The following is an 18,230-nucleotide window of genomic DNA, read 5'->3' as shown; positions in this document are numbered from 1 at the left end:
CCCACAGGTACTGCGCAAGATTCTGGGCATGCGCTGTACCTGTGGGAGCTGGCTTGCCGGCGATGGGGCGCAAAGCGCCCCAATACAACGATTCAACATGTACCGATGATGACCCCCTGCTCGCGCAGCCCCTCCAGCAACGCCAACCCCTCCTCCACAGCACCGCCCAACGCCTGCAACCGCGCCCGCCCACTGCCCTGTTCCAGCGCCAGCAACCGGTACGCCAGCGGCGCCAGGCGCGCGAAGCGCACTTTCAACTCCGCATCGCGATAGACCAGCAACAAGGTCGGCGTCTCTGGCGCGATCGCTGGCTGGTAATCCGCCCCGATCCGCTCCACTGGCCAGCGGTAGGCCAACACCCGTGCCACGCACGACAACAGTGGCTCCCCTTCCAGCAGGTCGCCTGCCGGGTCGTGGGCCGGGTCCTCGGCATCGCTCAGATACAACTGAGCCTCGACCCACTCATAGTGCGCCAGCTCCAGCTGCCAGGGTGCATCCAGCTCGACACCCTGCAGGTAGTCGACGAACGCCTCGGCAATCTCGGTGAACAACGGGGTCTGGCTGCGATAGTTGGCATAGAAATCTCGCACTCGCGCATGCCAGCGCTGTTCGCCCAACGCCTGGCGCATCACCGGAAAACTGCCGGCCAGCAAACCTTCGATAGCACCATAGAACAGCTCACGGTAAATCTTCAGCCGCCGGGCCTCTATGCCAGGCGGCGGCGCATTGCGCTGCGGGTCACGCAGGTGCCGGGCCAAGGTGTACTGCTGCTCACGCAAGGTCTCATTCATTTGCATGCCCTCCCGAAACACGCTGCACAGTGCGGATGCGCGCCGTTTCGGCGAGCAGTTCGGCCAGCGGCGGGTAGTTGAAATCACGCTCGAGCACGGTCGGTTGCACACCGAAACGCGCACAGGCGACCGCGTACAGCGCCCACACATCTTCCTTCACCGCAGCCCCGTGGGTGTCTACCTTGAGGTCCGGCGCTTCATCGTAATGGCCAGCCACGTGCATGCCGGTCACTCGCGCCTGGGGCAAGCCCGCAAGGAATTCGCGGGCGTCGTAACCGTGGTTGCAGGCATTGACGAACACATTGTTGACGTCCAGCAGCAAGTCGCAGTCGGCCTCATCAAGTACCGCACGGATGAAATCGAGTTCGCTCATCGCCTGGTACGGCGCGGCGTAGTAGCTGATGTTTTCCACGGCAATGCGCCGTTCCAGGTATTCCTGGGCCTGGCGAATCCGCGCGGCCACATGGCGCACCGCTTCGTCGGTAAATGGAATGGGCATCAGGTCGTACAGGTGCCCGTCATCACTGCAGTAGCTCAGGTGCTCGCTGTACAGGCGTACCTGATGGCGATCGAGAAACTGGCGGGTCTGGCCAAGAAAATGTCGGTCCAGCGGCTCGCTGCCACCCAGCGACAACGATAGCCCGTGGCAGGTAATGGCAAAACGCTCGGCCAGTTGCGACAACCCCTTGCCGTAGGCACCACCTACGGCAATCCAGTTTTCCGGTGCGCATTCGAGAAAGTCCACGGCGCCAGTTTCCATGGCCAGCAGTTCCGGCAACAGGCCGCGGCGCAGGCCGAGCCCGACCCGTAAAGGTACAGGGGACAAAGATGTGGGGTGCATGAACAGGTCTCCGCAACAGGCACAACGCCCCGCCTGACCAGCAGGAGGGGCGTTGCGCGGTTAGTGGGGCAGAAGGTCAGGGCTTGCCGGTCAGGTGGCTGAACAAGCCCTCGGGCATGGTCTTGCCATTGGCCTGGTAGATCGCCTTGAGGTGATCTGCGGCTTCCTGTTCGGAGATGAAGCCATCATGGTTGCGGTCGATCTTGTCGAAGTCGCCGGCGCGGTCCTTGGCCACCACCAGGAACTCGTCGCGCGAGACCTTGCCGTCGTGGTTGCTGTCGGTCTTGGCGAACGAAGCATCACCACACTTGCCCTCGCCGCACTTGCCCTCACCACATTTGCCTTCGCCCTGGGTGGCCTTGCCGCTGCCACCACATTTGCCTTCACCACACTTGCCCTCGCCGGCCACCTTGGCCGAAGCCAGCTGGTAACCCTGGGCCAACGGCTCGACGGCAAAGGCGCTGCTGCTCAATGCCATGCTGCCGATCAGGGCAGCGCCGAGCAGGCCGAGGGTGTTTCGTACTTGAGTCATGGTGTTGCTCCACTGTGGTTGGAATGTGGAGCCATTAGGCCGTTGCGGTATGTCGTGGATGTATCGCGCGGGGTGCGGTTTTGTATGGGAATGGGTCAGCGGCGTGGGCAGATACAGTGGGATACACAACGGCCCCAAGGCGCCTCGGGGCCGTTGTGCAGGGTCAGTCTTCCAGCGGCTTGGGTGGTGCGGCCGGCTTGGCGGTTTTGCCAGGCTTGCTGTCCTTGGCCTTGGGTTCCGGTGCCGCCGCAGCCACAGGCTCCGGCGCCGTCACGGCTTTTTCGCTGGCGGGCAGATCATCGACCGCCTTGAGGATCACCTGCGGGTCGATGGCCTCGCCCTCCTCGTCGTCCTTGAGCATGTGCCGCTCACCGTCCTTGCCCACCAGGATCACCTTGGTGCCTTTGCTGGCACCCAGCTTCAACTCGCGGATCAGGGCCATGGTGGTCTGCTGCTCGAGGTTCTTGTCCTCACGCTTGCCCATCATGTTGGCAACGCTGTACAGCACCAGGTTGCGCTCTTTGAAGGCGGCCTGGGTGGCCGGGTCCTTGAGGGCCTCGTTCAACCCGCGCAAGGTCGGGTCGGCGCTGCTGGGCGCAATAACGACCAAGGGCCTGGCCTTGCCCAGTTCCTTGGCCAGCGGCGCGTCACTGTCGGCAGCAAACACAGGGCCGACGAGCGCGAGCAAGGTGGCGAGGGTCAGTGACCGGACGAGCATGCGTATCTCCTTATTCTCTCGATAAACCAAAAGACTACAGATCAGGGAGAAAGATCCGACGAGCGAGCGTAAACCAGCAAAAGGCCTTCATGTTTGAATGAACAGTAACCGGCGGTTACCAAATGCGATCACTCCCCATCCCGAGCCCCAAAAAACATCTGTCGCTTGTAACTTGAGCATAGTCCAATGCGCCCTCGTCATGCCCATCGTTGCAAAGCTTCGATGGTCAGTTGAAGCTCGGCCTGCTCGGTCCACTGCCTGGCTTCCGCCATCACTCTGGCGGCGTTCCCAGCACCATCTTCCGCCAATTGGTCCTGGAGACGCTGCGGTATTTCCAGTTCGCGTACGTAACGCTTCTCGAGATACTTTCTCCAGAATGGTTGCTGGAGCATCCAGGCTGCTATCGATTCGACTGTCTCATTACGCCTTACCTGATCACCCGCACGTGCCACCGAAGCGACGTCCAGGTCCGGGATCCCGGCGTGGAGCATGCTCCGTGCATTGCCCGGCAGGTCCAGCTCCTCGCGCAAGCGGATCGAGTAGGCCAGCGCCCATTCGATCGACTCGTTGCCCGCACCTGCAGCCTCAGCCTCGCGCAATGCGATGAATTCGACCTCCCGTTGCCTCCACAGCCGCCGCGCCAGTGTCACCAGAACTCGCTCCTGGCTGCCAGAGGGGGCAGCCTGCTCTGCTTCCCACACAAGGCATCGGATTTCAAGCTGCTGGAAGACCACCGTAGCGTTGTCGGCGCAGTTTTCGACCAATGCATTGGCGAAAACCTCATCGGCCAGGTCTGGCGAATTCTGGACCTTTTCCATCATGGCCAGAACGCGTGAAGCCAGCAGTTCCCCATTGAGAGGATGGGTGAAGTCTCTCGAGCGCGTGAGTTGTGCCAGCAGAAGCATGAAGTTTGCCACCCCATCCATTTGCTCGACATGAACCCACAGGCTACTCAGGTCCTCACGTTGTTCACCGTCCAGGCGGTCCGCCCAGCGCAGCTTATGAGGGATTGAACTCGTCTCCGGAATGTTCCAGGCCTCCTGCACCTCTTCAGCCTGATGCACCAATACGGGGTTGCCTGACAGCGCCACGTAGCCGTTCTGCCATAACCGAGACTCGGTGAAGTCAGGGGGCAACGAAGCGATGAGGTTGTTGGAAGCATCTAGCATGTACAACGTCTCACTCTCCATGATGCCCTCGGGCAGCGATAACATCCCGGTATTGCGCAAACGCAGCTCGGCCAACTGGTCCATCTGGGCCACCGAAAAGGTCGTACTCAAGGGGTTGCCCGAAAGGTTCAGGTAACGTAAACCTCTGCACAGCTCCAGCACTTGAGCTTGTGGCAATTCCAGCGAGATGCGGTTGTCAGACAAGTCGAGAATGCTCAATTCATTGAGCAACGGCAGGCTGCCTGGCAGACGTTCCAACCGGTTATAGCTCAGTTCCAGAGACCTCAGATTGGGGAATGAAAGCAGGAATCGCTCCGGCACCTCCTCCAGCAGTAGGCTGCGCAGGGAAAGTTCGGTAACATGCGGGAAGGTGAACAGTGGTCCCAATTCCGGCAACGAGCGCAGGTCATGCCCGCTGTACTGCCAAGTCACGGACAAGCGTTGGCCCTCAGGGGTAACCTGATCAGGTATCCGTTCCCGCCAGCATTGCATGACGGCTTTGCGAAACCGCTTGCGCTCGGTTCGCTCACGGACTAGCAATCCTTGCCGTTCCCAGCTTTTCAGTTTGTCGCTCAACCGGCGCGCCTGCTCTTCGAGCACGCGAAGCGTAGTATCGGTATCACGCCCCGAAGCATGCAGCGCACTTAACCAAGCATCGACCTCGCCATCGCTGTATGCTGGGTAAAGGTCGCGCAGGCGCGCCTCGAATGCCCTGGGTCGTGGGGCAGGCCGAGCAAGGCGTCCCAGGCCGCCACCCAGCGGGTAGCCGACCCTGCCATCCTCCAAGCGCAGCGGCGTCAACATCCATGGCAATTCAGGGTTTCTGCCCAATGCCTGGGCGAGTTCCCTACTGTGACCGGCCACTTGCCTGGCCAGGACTGCTCTCAGGCCTGGGGCGTAGGGTTCATTGATACCGATTGCCTCATGGTCGCCAGGGGAAAACGCATCCACCAGGGTCTCGAACAGTTCACCGGGGCCGCGCATTTCAACGCCCAGCGCGTCCTCAAGTGAGAACCGCCCGTTTTCATATACAAGTCTGAAGTTCTGCCCGCGGCCAGTGGTAGCCATTACCGGCTGTGGACTGTCGCCGTCGTACAGCCGCCAACGCGGTCTACCACTGCTTGTATCCAGAGTGTCAAGCAAAGTCAGCGCGACCTTGGCCTGGTCCAGAGTCTGAGGCGTATCGATGAACAGCGCCTCACAGGCACGCGCAATACGAATGCGTAGTACGCTCAGCCTGGCCTTGTCGACCAGCCGGAACGGCACCGTACCGCTGACCAGGGCCTGAAACTCCGCACCTTCTGCCGATAACCCACCCACAACCTCGCGCGCAGCACGGCCATGCAGGCTCGGGAATGCCCTGCGCAACGTTGCCACCGCCGCATCATCTGGCTCCTGTTGCCCGTCATAAACCTGTTGAAACAGTTGGCGCCGTCTCGCCGAAACCTGTGCCGCCAATGCGGGCCCTTCGTGTTCCGTGACGCCTGGCAATGCACGAGCCTTCAACAGCAACGGCGCGTCCTCCGGCACCCGCCCAAGCCTCAAACTGTCCAACAAGGCTTGTAGCCGACGGTCGATCAGCAGGCGCTCGACGGTATCGACCAGCTCAGCTTCCGGCGGTCGACCGTATACATGCAGCGCCCGAAGGTGGTCTGCATCCAGGGCATGGATAGCCATGGCCTGGTCAATTTGCTCATCATCCAGGCGAGCGAAACGCCCACCAAGGCGGCGGAACATCCTGTGCGTGTCTGCCCAGTTGGCAGGTTGCTCGGCCCATAACCGCCAAGCCCCGGCGTCATTGTGACGCAACAAAGGCCCATGGCCATCTCGTGGCGCCAGTTGCCACTCTTCGTCTGCACGCTGGACGACCTCGTAGTAATGGCCGTCCATGGCTATCCAGCTTCTGTTCTGGGCGCGGTAGATGCCCATTTCATCGGCCACTTCCCTGGCAGCAGGGGCCTCGCTGCGAAATGGCACCAAGTCCCCATTCCAAAGTTTTTCGGTCCCATCCTCCAGCCGCGCTGGCACCCACTGGTCCACTGCGGCCCAAGCCCGGCTCGCTTCACGCCATACCACAGCGGTAACACCGACCACAGCCAGGTCTTTGCTCACGCTGAGCACATGCTCGATAGCTGCGCTGGTATCACCCTCACGCCAATCCTTCACTGCCTGGAACAACTCGCTCAACAGGTCCCACACCATTACAGCAAGCAGCAGCGCATTAAGTGCAGGGATGAACACGCCCGCCACGCTGGCCAGCGTCCATCCTTCGGCTATCAACCTTTGCCTGTGAGCCTCCTGGGCCTCGCGGTCAAGGTCTGACACTGGCGTGGCAATCAATGCGGCATCGTCCTTGATGTGAGCAATACGCGCGGCAGCAAGGTGATCGAACAACGGTAGCGGGTAGTCCCGCATATGCTGGTCCATTTCTCGGGTTGCCCAATCGGCCACACCTACCAATTCCTTGGCAACCTTGGAAAAGAACTGCTGCATGTCACGCCGTCGTACGAAGCGACTGAAAAACTTCTGATACGGCTTATTTCGCAGACGCTTGCCCAAGACCTTGCGGGCGAAGCTTTCCAAGTCGGGGCTTGCGGTCCAGGGACCGTGTGGGTCATCGGGTATATAGACAAGGATCTTGCGGCTGACTTTGTCATGAAATAAATCGAGTATCACGATCTGTTGCAAATCGCAGCCGAACGCCTTGAGTTGCCGGGCCACCACCTTCGATTCATAAAGCGTGCCGGGTCTTCCGAGCCTGCATAGCTCTAGCACCAGGTCCAGTTCGGCGGCATTCAGTACTCCATCGCTTTTGGCCTTGCAGGCATCGATCAGCATGACCGAGCTGTACAGTTGCGCAAGCGTCGCACTCATGTTGCGCCAGCCGCTGGCCTGGCTGCTAGGCGCTTTCAGCACGCTGTCCAGGTGCTGTTGATAGCGCCTGCCCAGATCCAGTTGGCGGCACAGCCGTGCGAAGGCAGGCGCGGTCGGTGACGCAAGCCGTTGCGACAGGCTGTCGACGATGCAGTTGTCCTTGTGCTGTTCGTCCCGCCCCTCGCCCGGTGTGAAATTGTCCAGTGCCGCCTCGATCAGCGGTACGTCGAAATAGTCCTTTTCCACGACCGGGTAGCGGCCCCACACGGTGCCCTGGCTGGGGGCGGTGTAGGTGTACCAGCGTCTGAAATACAGGCCTTTGACATCTTGCTCGATGCCGAATTCTTTATGCATGGCGCTTTGAAGCAGCGACTTGACGAAATGGTCGATGCCCTCGATGCGCGCAAGCTCCCTTTCCAGCCACTGTCGACAGGCCAGGCTGTCCTTCAACGCGTCGCGTAAGGCAGCATGCTGCGATTCATACAAGCCGTTGGCCGGGATGTTCTGTTCGGTAGGCGATACGATACGGAGCCGGCGAATCCATCTGGGTAGCCGCTTGACGATGAGGCTGTCCTGATAGGCCTGCTCCATGGCCAGCGTATCGACGGGTGGCGGTTGCTCCTTGGTGGGTGTAGTCACGTTGTTGGCCTCTGTCTGATCCAAAGGCGCGACAATAGGCACAGGCATGCCAGAAGGTAGGCTAGATAGGTACCACCCCCTTCAGAACAGCACCAGCTGCTGCCCGGTCAAACCTTCGAAACTGTCGCCAACGAAAGGCAGGATGGCATCGGCCACCGGCTGCAGCTGCCGCGTCAGGTAATGCTCGTAGTCAACCGGCGCTTGCAGGTTTTCCAGAGGTTCCGGGCCTGCCAAGGTGATCAGATAGCTGATCCAGCCGCCGCGCTGGTATTGCGTCGGGCGGCCAAGGCGGCGGTTGTAGTCATCGGCCAGCCGGGCCGCGCGCACGTGCGGCGGCACATTGCGCTGATAATCGGCTAGCGGCCGACGCAACCGCTTGCGGTACACCATCAGTTCATTCAGCTCGCCCGCCAGTGTGCGTTGTACATAATCACGCACATACGCCTGGTAAGGCTCCCCGCGGAATATCCGGCCATAAAGTTCTTGCTGGAATTGCCGGGCCAGTGGCGACCAGTCGGTACGCACCGACTCCAGGCCCTTGTAGACCATCTGCTCGCTGCCATCGGCCCGCTGCACCAGCCCGGCATAGCGCTTCTTGCTGCCTTCGTCCGTGCCGCGGATGGTGGGCATCAGGAAGCGCCGGTAATGCACCTCGAACTGCAGCTCCAGCGCGCTTTCCAGGTTCATCTGCTCGCGCAGGTGTTCGCGCCACCACTGGTTGACGTGCGCCACCAGCTCGCGGCCTATGCGTGCTGCAGCCTCCTCGCCGTGGGCGCCCTTGAGCCAGACGAAAGTGGAATCGGTATCGCCATAGATCACCTCGTAGCCCCTGGCTTCGATCAGCGCACGGGTCTGGCGCATGATCTGGTGGCCGCGCATGGTGATCGACGAAGCCAGGCGCGGGTCGAAGAAGCGGCAGCCGCTCGAACCCAACACTCCGTAGAAGGCATTCATGATGATCTTCAGCGCCTGCGACAGCGGCGCGTTGCCCTCGCGCTTGGCCGCTTCCCGCCCCTGCCATACCCGCTCGACGATGGCCGGCAGGCAATGCTCGCTACGGGAAAAACGCCCACCCCGGAAGCCTTCCACCGAGTGTTCATCGTCGGGCAGGCGCAAGCCTTCGACCAGCCCCACCGGGTCGATCAAGAAAGTACGAATGATCGACGGGTACAGGCTCTTGTAGTCCAGCACCAACACCGAGTCGTACAGGCCCGGGCGCGAATCCATGACGAAGCCACCGGGGCTGGCTTCGTCGGGGCGGCTGCCGAGGTTGGGGGCGACAAAGCCCAGGCGGTGCATCTGCGGGATGTACAAATGGCAGAACGCGGCTACCGAACCACCGCTGCGGTCCACCGCAAGGCCGGTGACCGAAGCCCGCTCCAGAAGGAATTCGAGCAGCCGGGTGTGGGCGAAGATGCGCGTCACCAGCTCGCAATCCTTGAGGTTGTAGCGCGCCAACGCCGGCTTGTCCTCGGCGAAGCGGCGGTTGATTTCATCCATGCGCTGGTACGGCGTGTCGATGGCCTTGCCTTCACCGAGCAAGGTCTGGGCGACACTTTCGAGGCTGAACGACGGGAAGCTCCAAGTCGCCGAGCGCAGCGCCTCGATGCCGTCGATCAGCAGCCGCCCCGGGGCATCGGCGAACACGTGGCCACCACCGGCATGGCTGCGCAAGGTCATCGGTGAGCCATTGCGCCCCAGTGCCAGCGGTACCTGCAGCAGCTTGGCATGCTCATGCAGCAGGCGCAGGTCGAACTGGATCAGGTTCCAGCCGATGATTGCATCCGGGTCGTGCTCGGCCATCCAATGGTTGAGGCAGGCCAGCATGTCGGCGCGGTCGGTGCAGTAGTGCAGGTCGAAGTCGAGGCCATCAGCCGTGCCGTTGGCCGGCCCGAGCATGTACACCTGGCGCTGACCACAGCCTTCCAGGGCAATGCTGTAAAGCTCGCCCCGCTCGCTGGTCTCGATGTCCAGCGACACCAGGCGCAGCGGCGGGCGATAGCCCGACAGAGGCTTGAGCTGGGCATCGCAGAATACACCTTGGGCATCCGGTTGGCCGGTGAATTGCACCGGGGCGGTGATGAAGCGCTCCATCAGGTAGCGCTCGGGCGGGCGGATGTCGGCTTCGTACACATCGATACCGGCTGTGCGCAGGCGTTGCTCCAGCTGCATCAATTGCCGGTGCTGGCGGCAGTACAGGCCCAGCACCGGGCGTTGGTCGAAGTCCTTCAGCTGCAAAGGCCGCAGCTCGGCACCAGGTTCGTTGGCCAACAGCACACGTGCGTGCGCTTCCTGCGCCAGGGGGATGAATGCCACCGATACCTGGGGCGCCAGGCGCAACTGCCGTGGCCCCTGGTCGGTGGCCAGCCAGAATTCCACGCAGGTGCCTTCGGGCGTGTCATGCCAATGTCGGGTCAGGACAAAGCCCTGCTGCAACTCCACCGCGTCGACCTCTGAATCGTTGGTTGTGCTGATTGCGGCAATTCTACCGCTGACGCTCCGTCACAGCGCGTTTTGTTGAGGCCAGCAGGTGTTTGCCGCAATATTTTCAGCGCCGGGCGCTTGCCGGCGGCCGGCCGCATGCTTGAGCGCGTGTTCAACCGTACAGGTAATTGATGTCCTTGGCGGCCAGCGGTGGCACCTGGCCAAGCAGGAACTCGCGCAGCTTGTGCATCTGCCGCGCCTTGGGGCTGGCCTTGAGCCAGGTCATGTAATAGCCATCGCCGGTGGCCACCGCGTGCTTGAATGGCGTGACCAGGCGCCCGGCCAACAGGTCGGCACTGGCCAGCACCAGGTCGACCACCGAAATGCCCAGGCCTTGCTGGGCAGCCGAGATGCCCTGGTCGAGGGTATCGAACACTTGCCCGTGATCGATGCTGATGTCCAGCGCGTCCATGCGAGCCAGCCAGCGCCGCCAGTCTCGCCGGTCGGGGGACGGATGCAGGAACTCGCACTGGGCCAGGTCGGCAAGGTCCGGTTGTGCCTGGGCCATGTAGTCCGGGTGGCACACCGGTATCAGCCATTCATCGAACAGCTTGAAACTCTCGACATCGGCGGGGAAACGCCCGTTCGCCAGGAGGATCGCACAGTCGTAGGGCTCGGAATAGAAGTCCACACTGTCGATGTCCATCCACACGCTGGACAGCTGCACGCTGCAGTTGTCCTCGGTCTTCTTGAACGCATCCAGCGCACGCAGCAGCCAGCGCACGGTCAGCGTTGACGGCGCTTTCAGACGCAGGCCGTAGCGGTCCTGGCGCAGCAGGGCGCAGGCATTCTCGATGATCTTGAAGCCAACCTTGAGCTCCTGCGCCAGCAGGCGCCCGTGCTCCGTCAGGGCCAGCTTCGGCCCGCGACGTTCGAACAGGTCGCAGCCGAACATGGCTTCGAGAGTCTTGATGTGGTGGCTGACGGCGCCCTGGGTCAGGGCCAACTCCTCCGCTGCACGGGTGAATGAGCCATAGCGAGAGGCCACCTCGAAGGCACGCAACGCGTGCAAAGCCTGAATCCGTTCCGACATGGCGACGCCCCGAGCATGAGTAAGACTAATAGTAGGTCATAGTTCCACGCGTTTTACAACGTCAAGGACGTCTCGGAAAATGCAGGTAAATAATAAACATAACCAAGATCCTGCCTGCATGTGACTGGAACGTTCATCAAATTTACGCCTGGGGAAATCATGTCGACGGGTTATGGAACTTGCTATCGCCTGGATGCGCTAGAGCTGGCCGCTGAACATGTGCGCAATACGCGACATTGGACTTACAAAGCCGTAGAACATTTTCGCAGTGTCCTCGCCAACCCAGAGTTTCCCTGCCTGTTCGGCCGCAAGGCGGTAAACGGCGCAACCTGCCACATCCTGTTCGCCCGCGCCGGGCAACTGGCCGATGACATCGCCATGGGCCTGGCCGACTACGTGCGCACCGTCGCACCCATCCCACCCAAGCAGCGTATCGGCAGCCCGCTGGTGGTGTTTCTCGAAACCGCCGCCGACTGCACCCTGGCCGAGCAACAGGCGCTGGCCTGGAAGGTTTTGCGTGGCGTGCACGCGCGCGACCCGCAGCCCTGGCCGCAGGGCATCCCGACCGAGCCCGACGACAACGCCTGGTCGTTCTGCTTTGCCGGCATGCCGCTGTTCATCAACATGAACTTCCCCGGCCACCAGCAGATGAAAAGCCGCAACCTGGGCCCACACATCACCTTCGTCATCAACCCGCGGGCGAACTTCGACGAAGTGGCCAACGCCAACACCGAAAGCGGCCAACGTATCCGCGAACGCATCCGCGAGCGCGTGCACCGCTACAACGACGGCGTCATGCCCGACACCCTTGGCTTCTTCGGCGATGCCGACAACTACGAGTGGAAGCAGTACCAACTGCAGGAGGCAGGTTCGCTCAACCCGTCCCGCTGCCCGTTCCACGCCCATGCCGCACACGCGGTAACACCCGACATACTGATCGAGACCTGACCGTGAATACCGCACTCACCGCTACCTATGCCCTGACTGTCCTGCTACTGATCGCCACCCCCGGCCCGGTAGTGGCGCTGATCGTCAACACCGCGGCCGCCTCCGGCTCACGCAAGGCCATGTTCACCGCTGTCGGCACGAACTGGGCATCGCTGGTGCTGATCGGCGCGGCGGCCTGGGTCATCCTCACCAGCGCCGCCATCGACAAGGCCTGGCTCAGCGCCATGAGCCTGCTGGGTTGCCTGTTCATCGGCTACATCGCCGTCGGCACGCTGCGGGACGCCCTGCAGGCGCCGGCAGCCGAGACGCCGGGCGAGCTCGCCAAGCCTGGCCGCGGCGGGCTGCTGCAAGGTTTCATGGTGGGCATTTCCAACCCGAAGGACATCATCTTCTTCATTGCCTTCTTCCCGCAGTTCATCCAGATCACCGAGTCGTTCGGCAAGAGCATGGTGGTGCTGTCGATGCTGTGGGTAGCCATCGATTTTGCCGTGCTCAGCCTGTACATCTTCGCCATCGGCAAGATCGCCTCGCAGCGCAGCAACCGCATGATCAGCCTGGCCTCGGGGGTCGCCCTGCTGCTGATCGCCACCGGCGGCCTGCTGTACAACATCAAGGAGCTGGCGGCCTGAACGTGATGCAAAGTGCCCGCTGCAGCAGCAGGAGACCCAATGACCGCGACTGACACGAGCCCTTCGCCGTTGCAACAGGACTACCAGCGCTTTCTGCTGCTGGGCAGCCGGCGCGCCCCGCACACCATGCATGTGCACGAAACCGGCTACCGCTCCAGCACCATCAACACCGATGCCCTGGGCCTGCGCTACAGCCATTGCGCCGGCAAGCGCTTTTCGGCGGCAGAGCGCGGTGGCGCGCCACGCATCAACCTGCTGGTCGGCGGCTCCACTGCCCTGGGCATCGGTGCCAGCTCCGACGAACACACAGTGGCCTCGCACCTGTCGATGCTGACTGGCGAAGTCTGGCTGAGCCTGGCTGGCTGCGGGCTCAATGCCAGCCAGGAGCTGCTGATGTTCCTGACCCACCAGCACCGCCTTGGCGAGCTCGGCCATGTGGTGGTGCTCAGCGGCCTCAACACCCTGGCCCACGAAGCGCTCTGCGAAGTCCTCTCCAGCCTGAACGACCCGCGGCACGCCAAGGCCTACCAGGATTTTCTCAACAGTTTCAGCGAAGGCATGCAGCCCACCGTGGCGCCCCGCCGGCAATCGCTGTGGCGGCGCATCGGCCAGGCGTTGGCCACGCCGCCGGTCGCAACACCGGCCACCTGGCCGCTGTCCCCCCCGGAAAAGCGTCTGGCCCGCGCCGCTGACAGCATTGGCCGGACCTTGCGCCAATGGGACCGGCTGCTGGCAGACAGCCACTCCACACTCACCTTCATCCTGCAGCCGTTGCTGCCCTGGTGCCGGGATAGCCTGCCCGCTGGCGAGCAGGCCATGCTGGACGCGCTGCAGCGGCGACCGGCAAATTTCGATCGGCTGCTGGACGGCGCGTTCGACAGCCAGTTGCACTCGGCCTTCTTCCGTCGCATCAAGAGCCAGGCCGACCCGGTGCCCTGCTATGACATGAACTGCATGCTCAGCAGCTCGCCGGTGTTCGGCGCCGACCTGTTCATCGACCGCCTGCACCTGAACGACCTGGGCAACAATGCCCTGGCCAAGGTCATTACCGCCAAGCTTGGCCTGGCCCAGGAAAAACATGCCCAGCGCAACGTCACGCCGATCAAGCTCGTCTGACAGTTGCCGGGTGGTCTTCCGGCCAGGCCCTTTGGGTGGCTAGAATAGGCCGTCGTTCCGATCTGCCCGAGGCGCACGCTTGACCGCCATGAACATCGAAGCCATCCATCAGTACCTGGCACCCCATGGGGCTTGCCTGTGAGCCGCATGCTTCGCTTGCCCCCACTGTTGATCGCCCTGATGCCGCTGGCTGCGCACGCGCTCGAAGTGCGCATCGACCCTCATGCCGACCTGCTCTACCGCCAGGCCTTGCCCCTGCTGGAGCAGGCCGACAGCCAGGACGACGGCACCAGCACGCTGCGCACGGCCATCGGCGGCGACCCGGAGCTCAGCCGCCAGGGCCAGGCCATGGCCCACACCCTGCCGACAGCCGTCGCCTTGCTGAAAAAGTCCGTAGAGCTGGGCCACCCGGTCGCACAGTACCGCCTGGCGCTGTATTACATGACCTACCTGCCCGCAGCGCAAATCCCGGACGCCGCCTGCCCACTGCTCGAAGCCAGCCTCAGACAGGGCTTTGCCGCGCCGGCGCCGGCCATCGCCACCTGGTGCCCGCCCTATAACGTCAGCAGCGACTACCGTACTGCGCTGGAGGCCATCCCCAACATGGCCACCGTATATGCCCCCTACTACCCGCAACCGGCAACGCGCCTGGCCTGCAACCGCAACCGGCCACAAGGCCTGGAAATGCAGTGGGGGCGCCAGCGCGACTACCAGGCCGAGGTATACCGCCTGCTCGGCGACCTCGACCCGGAGCACCGCCAGAGCCTGCTGCAGAAGGCCGTGGACACCAACGGTTGCGTGACAGCGCAGCAGCACCTGACCAGCCGTCCGTAAAACGGGCACGGTTTCTGTGCAGGACCGTGCCAGGCATAGCAAGATCATTCAAGCCATCCCCCGCCCCGTCTGGCATGCTGGCCTGCCACGTAAACACACTGCAGCCACCATGCCTCACATCGCCCGCCAAGCCTTTCTCCACGGCGCCATCGCCATTCTCCCGTTGTCCCTGGCCGTCGCCCCCTGGGGCCTGCTGGCCGGCTCCATGGCCATCGAAGCCAACCTCAGCGCCTGGGAGGGGCAAGGGCTGTCGGCCATCGTCTTCGCCGGTGCCGCGCAACTGGTGGCGATCGGCATGCTCAAGGGTGGCGCCAACCTGGCGTCGATCCTGCTGACTACCCTGCTGCTGACCTCGCAGCACCTGCTGTATGGCCTGACGATGCGCCCGGTGCTGTCCAGCCAGCCGCTGCGCTGGCGGCTGGGCCTGGGCTTCCTGCTGACCGACGAATTCTTCGCCCTGACCAGCCAGTACGACCAGCAGCAGTTCAACCGCTGGTACGCCCTGGGCGTGGGCCTGACGTTCTACATCGCCTGGAACCTGTTCACCCTGGCCGGCATCCTGCTGGGGCAGAACATTCCGCACCTGGACCAGCTCGGTCTGGACTTTTCCATCGTCGCCACCTTCGTCGCCCTGATCGCGCCGCTGGTGCGCAACCTGGCCACGCTGGTGTGCGTGGCGGTGTCGCTGTTCTGTTCGGTGCTGTTCAGCTACTGGCACTGGGAGACCGCCCTGGTGGCCGCAGGCCTGCTGGGCATGAGCGCCGGTTTCGTCTGCCAGAAATTCGCCGGAGCCCGCGCATGACCTGGGTCCTGATTCTTGCCATGGGCGCCATCGTATTCCTCAACCGCTATGCGTTCCTGGAGCCGCGCCTGCCATTGCGTCTGAGCTCCAACGCCCGGCAGTTCCTCGGTTTTGCCGTGCCGGGCATGCTCACCGCAATCTGCGGCCCGATCATCTTCATGCCCGAGCACCAGTTGAACCTGAGCCTGCTCAACCCCTACCTGCTGGGTTCGCTGGTAGCAATCGCCCTGGTGCTGTTGACCCGCAGCGTGTTGCTTAGCATGCTGGTGAGCATGTTGATCTTCTTCCTCCTGCGCAGCTGGCTGGCATGAGCACGCCCCTGCGCGAGCAGACACACCTATGGCAGGCGCCTGCACTGGGCGACGTCGAGATGCTGCATGCGCGCTATTTCCAGCAGCGCTTCGCCCCGCATGTGCATGAAGGCTATGTGTTTACCGTGATCGAGTCGGGTGCCCAGCGCTTCTGGCATCGCGGCAGCGAGCACCTGGCGCCGGTCGGCAGCATGGTGCTGATCAACCCCGACGAACTGCACACCGGTGCCACCGCCCACGAAGCGGGCTGGCGCTATCGAGGGTTCTACCCGGAACATGAACGGGTAACCGGGGTGCTCGAAGAACTGGCACTGGGCCGCCACGGCATGCCCAGCTTCAAGGACAGCGTGATCCACGACCCGGCCCTGGCACTTGCCTTCAGCCAGTTGCACCAGCTGTCCGAAGCCGGCGCCAGCGCCCTGCAGCAGCAGACCGCCTGGCGCCAGGCGGTGCTGGCCCTGGTGCAACGGCACGGGCAATGCGCCGAACCTGCCGCCCCTGGCCACGAACCGCTGGCAGTGGCCCGCGCCCGTGAGCTGCTGGAAAGCCGACTGGCCGACCCGCCCTCGCTCGAGGCCCTGGCGGCGGCGGTCAACCTGTCGCCATTCCATTTCGCCCGGGTGTTCCGCCAGGCCACCGGCCTGCCGCCCCATGCCTGGTTGAAGCAGAGGCGCCTGGCCCGCGCGCGGGAAATGCTCAAGCGTGGCTGGGCTGCATCGGAGGTGGCGTTCGACCTGGGTTTTGCCGACCAGAGCCATTTGAGCCGGCAGTTCAAGCAGGCATACGGCGTAACGCCGGGGGCCTACCGCAGCGCCTGCCTGCAAGGCTGAGCTGCGACACCAGGCCTCAGGCAGGCCTGCCAGCCACTGCTACACTGACAAGGCTGAATGGAGGATCCTGCCATGTCCGAAAGAGAGCTCACCACCCTCCTGTCGCTGATGAACCAGCGCCAGGCCTGCCTGAGCAGTGCCTGCAAGGAGATAGCCGACTGGATCGACCGACAGGGCGACGTGCCCGCCGCCGGCAAGATCCGCGCAAGCCTCAAGGCCCTGGAGGCCGATGAGGCCCAGGTCCGCAAGACCTTGACCTCGCTGACCCTCGACAGGCCGCTGCCCAAGTTTCGCAGCTGATTGAACCGGGGGCGCTTTGCGCCCCAAAAGGTTTCAGCACTGATCAGTGCTTCATGTGCATGTGATCATGCCCGCCGCCCGCCTCGGCGTTGAGCGCACGCACTTCGGCCCGCACCTCCAGGGTTTCCTTGGCCCCCTTGGCATCTTCGATGCTCAGGGTCAGCGGCACTTTCTCGCCTTCCTTCACCTGGTTGTTCAGGCCCATCAGCATCACATGCAGGCTGTTCGGGTCGAGGGTAACCGCCTTGCCGGCTGGCAACTCGACCGCCTTGACCTCACGCATGCCCATCACATCGCCGTTCATGGTCATCTCGTGCACCTGCACAGTCTTGGCCACAGGCGAAGCCACGCCCACCAGCTTGCTGTCGCTGCTGGCGGTCAGGGTCATGAAGGCACCGGTGGACTGCTGGTGCGGCACGGTCGCACGCACCCAGGCGTCGCTTACGGTGGTCTGGGCCAGGGCCGGCAGTGCCAGGCCCATCAGGACCAGGGTAGCCAGGCCGTGCTTGATCGGTTGCATCGACATTCAGCAGATCTCCATCAGTGTGACCAGGTCTTCGGCGCATTCCTGGGCGGTCAGGGAATGGCCCAGGCTCAGGCGCAGGGTGCCACGCGTATCGTAGACGTAGCTGGTGGACGAGTGAGAGACGGTATAGGTATCACCGGCCGGGACTTTCTCGTAGAACACCTTGAATTCCTTGGCCACCGCGGCGATTTCCTCGGGGGTGCCGGTCAACGCGGTGAACGACGGGTCGAAAGCTTTAACGTAGGCATCGAGCACCTCGGGGGTGTCGCGCTCCGGGTCCAGGGTAATCAACACCACCTGGAACAGGTCGCGATCGCGGCCGCGCAGCAGCTTGCGGATTTGCGCCGCGCGCGCCAGGGTGGTCGGGCACACGGCCGGGCACTGGGTGAAGCCGAAGAAGATCATCGGCATGCTGCCGTAGAAGCTCGACAGGGTGCGCACATTGCCTTGGGTGTCCTTGAGGCTGAACTTGCGCCCAAGGATTTCGTTGCTCATGTTCTTGCCGTACTTGAACTCGAGCCCCCGGGCCGGGCTGCAGCCTGCCAGCAGGCCAAGCCCGAGAACGCCCATCCCGGCGACAACTGCGCGCCGGGTATATAGATCATTCATGAAACCATCCTTTACAGGGAAGGTGCCGGCCCTCGGGACGGGCCGGTCGAAAAACCGGGGCATTCTGGCATGACACCCCAAGGGGTTCTACCCGACGAAGGCGAGGATTGGCTGCAGCCCTTTGAATACGGGCTGCGGCCTGTTGTCGCAGGGGTTGAAACAGTAACACTTTGTTGCTAAGGCCTGACCAGGTTGTGCGGTCGTTGTGGGAGCGGCCTTGCGTCGCGAAAGGGCTGCGTAGCAG

At 62.9% G+C, this 18,230-nt stretch carries 17 protein-coding genes; 8 read left to right on the top strand and 9 right to left on the bottom strand.

Annotated elements, in window-relative coordinates:
- Window positions 1-92: 92 nt before the first annotated feature.
- The 7 genes from IRZ77_RS25035 to IRZ77_RS25005 all read right to left on the bottom strand — a co-directional run bounded on the left by IRZ77_RS25035 (window position 93) and on the right by IRZ77_RS25005 (window position 11,081).
- Window positions 93-791, bottom strand: a complete 699-nt coding sequence (locus IRZ77_RS25035; protein WP_085600278.1) for an HvfC family RiPP maturation protein — start codon at window positions 789-791, stop codon at window positions 93-95.
- On the bottom strand, window positions 784-1,632 hold the full coding sequence (locus IRZ77_RS25030; RefSeq protein ID WP_196174578.1) for an HvfB family MNIO-type RiPP peptide maturase: 849 nt from the start codon (window positions 1,630-1,632) through the stop codon (window positions 784-786). The genes IRZ77_RS25035 and IRZ77_RS25030 overlap by 8 nt, the downstream gene beginning before the upstream one ends.
- A gap of 76 nt (window positions 1,633-1,708) precedes the next feature.
- Window positions 1,709-2,164, bottom strand: a complete 456-nt coding sequence (locus tag IRZ77_RS25025; RefSeq protein ID WP_196174577.1) for an HvfA family oxazolone/thioamide-modified RiPP metallophore — start codon at window positions 2,162-2,164, stop codon at window positions 1,709-1,711.
- A 163-nt stretch (window positions 2,165-2,327) separates the two neighbouring features.
- Window positions 2,328-2,882, bottom strand: a complete 555-nt coding sequence (locus IRZ77_RS25020; RefSeq protein ID WP_196174576.1) for a DUF4174 domain-containing protein — start codon at window positions 2,880-2,882, stop codon at window positions 2,328-2,330.
- Window positions 2,883-3,079: 197 nt separating this feature from the next.
- Window positions 3,080-7,564 carry an NEL-type E3 ubiquitin ligase domain-containing protein gene (locus IRZ77_RS25015; RefSeq protein ID WP_196174575.1) on the bottom strand — a complete coding sequence of 1,495 codons (4,485 nt, stop codon included), beginning with the start codon at window positions 7,562-7,564 and terminating at the stop codon, window positions 3,080-3,082.
- An 81-nt stretch (window positions 7,565-7,645) separates the two neighbouring features.
- Window positions 7,646-10,006 (bottom strand): DNA polymerase II, encoded by a 2,361-nt coding sequence (locus IRZ77_RS25010; RefSeq protein WP_196174574.1) that lies wholly within the window; start codon window positions 10,004-10,006, stop codon window positions 7,646-7,648.
- Between the two features lie 154 nt (window positions 10,007-10,160).
- Entirely contained in the window at window positions 10,161-11,081 is a 921-nt protein-coding gene (locus IRZ77_RS25005) for a LysR substrate-binding domain-containing protein (protein WP_085600263.1), read from the bottom strand.
- A 159-nt stretch (window positions 11,082-11,240) separates the two neighbouring features.
- Here IRZ77_RS25005 and IRZ77_RS25000 point away from each other — a divergent pair, with 159 nt between their 5' ends.
- The 8 genes from IRZ77_RS25000 to IRZ77_RS24965 all read left to right on the top strand — a co-directional run bounded on the left by IRZ77_RS25000 (window position 11,241) and on the right by IRZ77_RS24965 (window position 16,851).
- On the top strand, window positions 11,241-12,029 hold the full coding sequence (locus IRZ77_RS25000) for a YqcI/YcgG family protein (RefSeq protein WP_046615686.1): 789 nt from the start codon (window positions 11,241-11,243) through the stop codon (window positions 12,027-12,029).
- A 2-nt stretch (window positions 12,030-12,031) separates the two neighbouring features.
- Complete coding sequence (locus IRZ77_RS24995) at window positions 12,032-12,658, top strand: LysE family translocator (protein WP_046615687.1); 627 nt, start codon at window positions 12,032-12,034, stop codon at window positions 12,656-12,658.
- A gap of 39 nt (window positions 12,659-12,697) precedes the next feature.
- Entirely contained in the window at window positions 12,698-13,774 is a 1,077-nt protein-coding gene (locus IRZ77_RS24990) for a hypothetical protein (protein WP_046615688.1), read from the top strand.
- A 138-nt stretch (window positions 13,775-13,912) separates the two neighbouring features.
- On the top strand, window positions 13,913-14,608 hold the full coding sequence (locus tag IRZ77_RS24985; protein ID WP_046615689.1) for an SEL1-like repeat protein: 696 nt from the start codon (window positions 13,913-13,915) through the stop codon (window positions 14,606-14,608).
- A 109-nt stretch (window positions 14,609-14,717) separates the two neighbouring features.
- Window positions 14,718-15,410 carry an AzlC family ABC transporter permease gene (locus tag IRZ77_RS24980; RefSeq protein WP_046615690.1) on the top strand — a complete coding sequence of 231 codons (693 nt, stop codon included), beginning with the start codon at window positions 14,718-14,720 and terminating at the stop codon, window positions 15,408-15,410.
- A complete protein-coding gene (locus IRZ77_RS24975; protein ID WP_046615691.1) occupies window positions 15,407-15,721 on the top strand; it encodes an AzlD domain-containing protein in 315 nt (104 codons plus the stop codon). Before IRZ77_RS24980 ends, IRZ77_RS24975 begins: the two co-directional genes overlap by 4 nt.
- Window positions 15,718-16,551 (top strand): AraC family transcriptional regulator, encoded by an 834-nt coding sequence (locus IRZ77_RS24970; RefSeq protein WP_046615692.1) that lies wholly within the window; start codon window positions 15,718-15,720, stop codon window positions 16,549-16,551. The genes IRZ77_RS24975 and IRZ77_RS24970 overlap by 4 nt, the downstream gene beginning before the upstream one ends.
- A 72-nt stretch (window positions 16,552-16,623) precedes the next feature.
- A complete protein-coding gene (locus IRZ77_RS24965) occupies window positions 16,624-16,851 on the top strand; it encodes a hypothetical protein (RefSeq protein WP_003260451.1) in 228 nt (75 codons plus the stop codon).
- A 43-nt stretch (window positions 16,852-16,894) separates the two neighbouring features.
- Here IRZ77_RS24965 and IRZ77_RS24960 read toward each other — a convergent pair whose 3' ends face one another.
- Window positions 16,895-17,377, bottom strand: coding sequence for a copper chaperone PCu(A)C (locus IRZ77_RS24960; RefSeq protein WP_196174573.1), 483 nt, complete (start codon window positions 17,375-17,377; stop codon window positions 16,895-16,897).
- Window positions 17,378-17,986 carry an SCO family protein gene (locus IRZ77_RS24955; RefSeq protein ID WP_024086651.1) on the bottom strand — a complete coding sequence of 203 codons (609 nt, stop codon included), beginning with the start codon at window positions 17,984-17,986 and terminating at the stop codon, window positions 17,378-17,380.
- Window positions 17,987-18,230: the final 244 nt, after the last annotated feature.

Origin of the sequence: Pseudomonas pudica, assembly GCF_015680405.1 — a bacterium.
GTDB lineage: Bacteria > Pseudomonadota > Gammaproteobacteria > Pseudomonadales > Pseudomonadaceae > Aquipseudomonas > Aquipseudomonas pudica.
The sequence above is the reverse complement of the archived record's forward strand: the minus strand, read 5'-3'. Positions and strand labels throughout refer to the sequence as shown.

Excerpts from the sequence above, each read along its gene's own strand:
- IRZ77_RS24980 (WP_046615690.1), top strand. The coding sequence starts at position 14,718 with ATGCCTCACATCGCCCGCCAAGCCTTTCTCCACGGCGCCATCGCCATT.
- IRZ77_RS25000 (WP_046615686.1), top strand. The coding sequence starts at position 11,241 with ATGTCGACGGGTTATGGAACTTGCTATCGCCTGGATGCGCTAGAGCTG.
- IRZ77_RS25005 (WP_085600263.1), bottom strand. The coding sequence starts at position 11,081 with ATGTCGGAACGGATTCAGGCTTTGCACGCGTTGCGTGCCTTCGAGGTG.
- IRZ77_RS25035 (WP_085600278.1), bottom strand. The coding sequence starts at position 791 with ATGAATGAGACCTTGCGTGAGCAGCAGTACACCTTGGCCCGGCACCTG.
- IRZ77_RS24955 (WP_024086651.1), bottom strand. The coding sequence starts at position 17,986 with ATGAATGATCTATATACCCGGCGCGCAGTTGTCGCCGGGATGGGCGTT.
- IRZ77_RS24975 (WP_046615691.1), top strand. The coding sequence starts at position 15,407 with ATGACCTGGGTCCTGATTCTTGCCATGGGCGCCATCGTATTCCTCAAC.
- IRZ77_RS25025 (WP_196174577.1), bottom strand. The coding sequence starts at position 2,164 with ATGACTCAAGTACGAAACACCCTCGGCCTGCTCGGCGCTGCCCTGATC.
- IRZ77_RS24970 (WP_046615692.1), top strand. The coding sequence starts at position 15,718 with ATGAGCACGCCCCTGCGCGAGCAGACACACCTATGGCAGGCGCCTGCA.
- IRZ77_RS24960 (WP_196174573.1), bottom strand. The coding sequence starts at position 17,377 with ATGTCGATGCAACCGATCAAGCACGGCCTGGCTACCCTGGTCCTGATG.
- IRZ77_RS25020 (WP_196174576.1), bottom strand. The coding sequence starts at position 2,882 with ATGCTCGTCCGGTCACTGACCCTCGCCACCTTGCTCGCGCTCGTCGGC.
- IRZ77_RS25030 (WP_196174578.1), bottom strand. The coding sequence starts at position 1,632 with ATGCACCCCACATCTTTGTCCCCTGTACCTTTACGGGTCGGGCTCGGC.
- IRZ77_RS24965 (WP_003260451.1), top strand. The coding sequence starts at position 16,624 with ATGTCCGAAAGAGAGCTCACCACCCTCCTGTCGCTGATGAACCAGCGC.
- IRZ77_RS24990 (WP_046615688.1), top strand. The coding sequence starts at position 12,698 with ATGACCGCGACTGACACGAGCCCTTCGCCGTTGCAACAGGACTACCAG.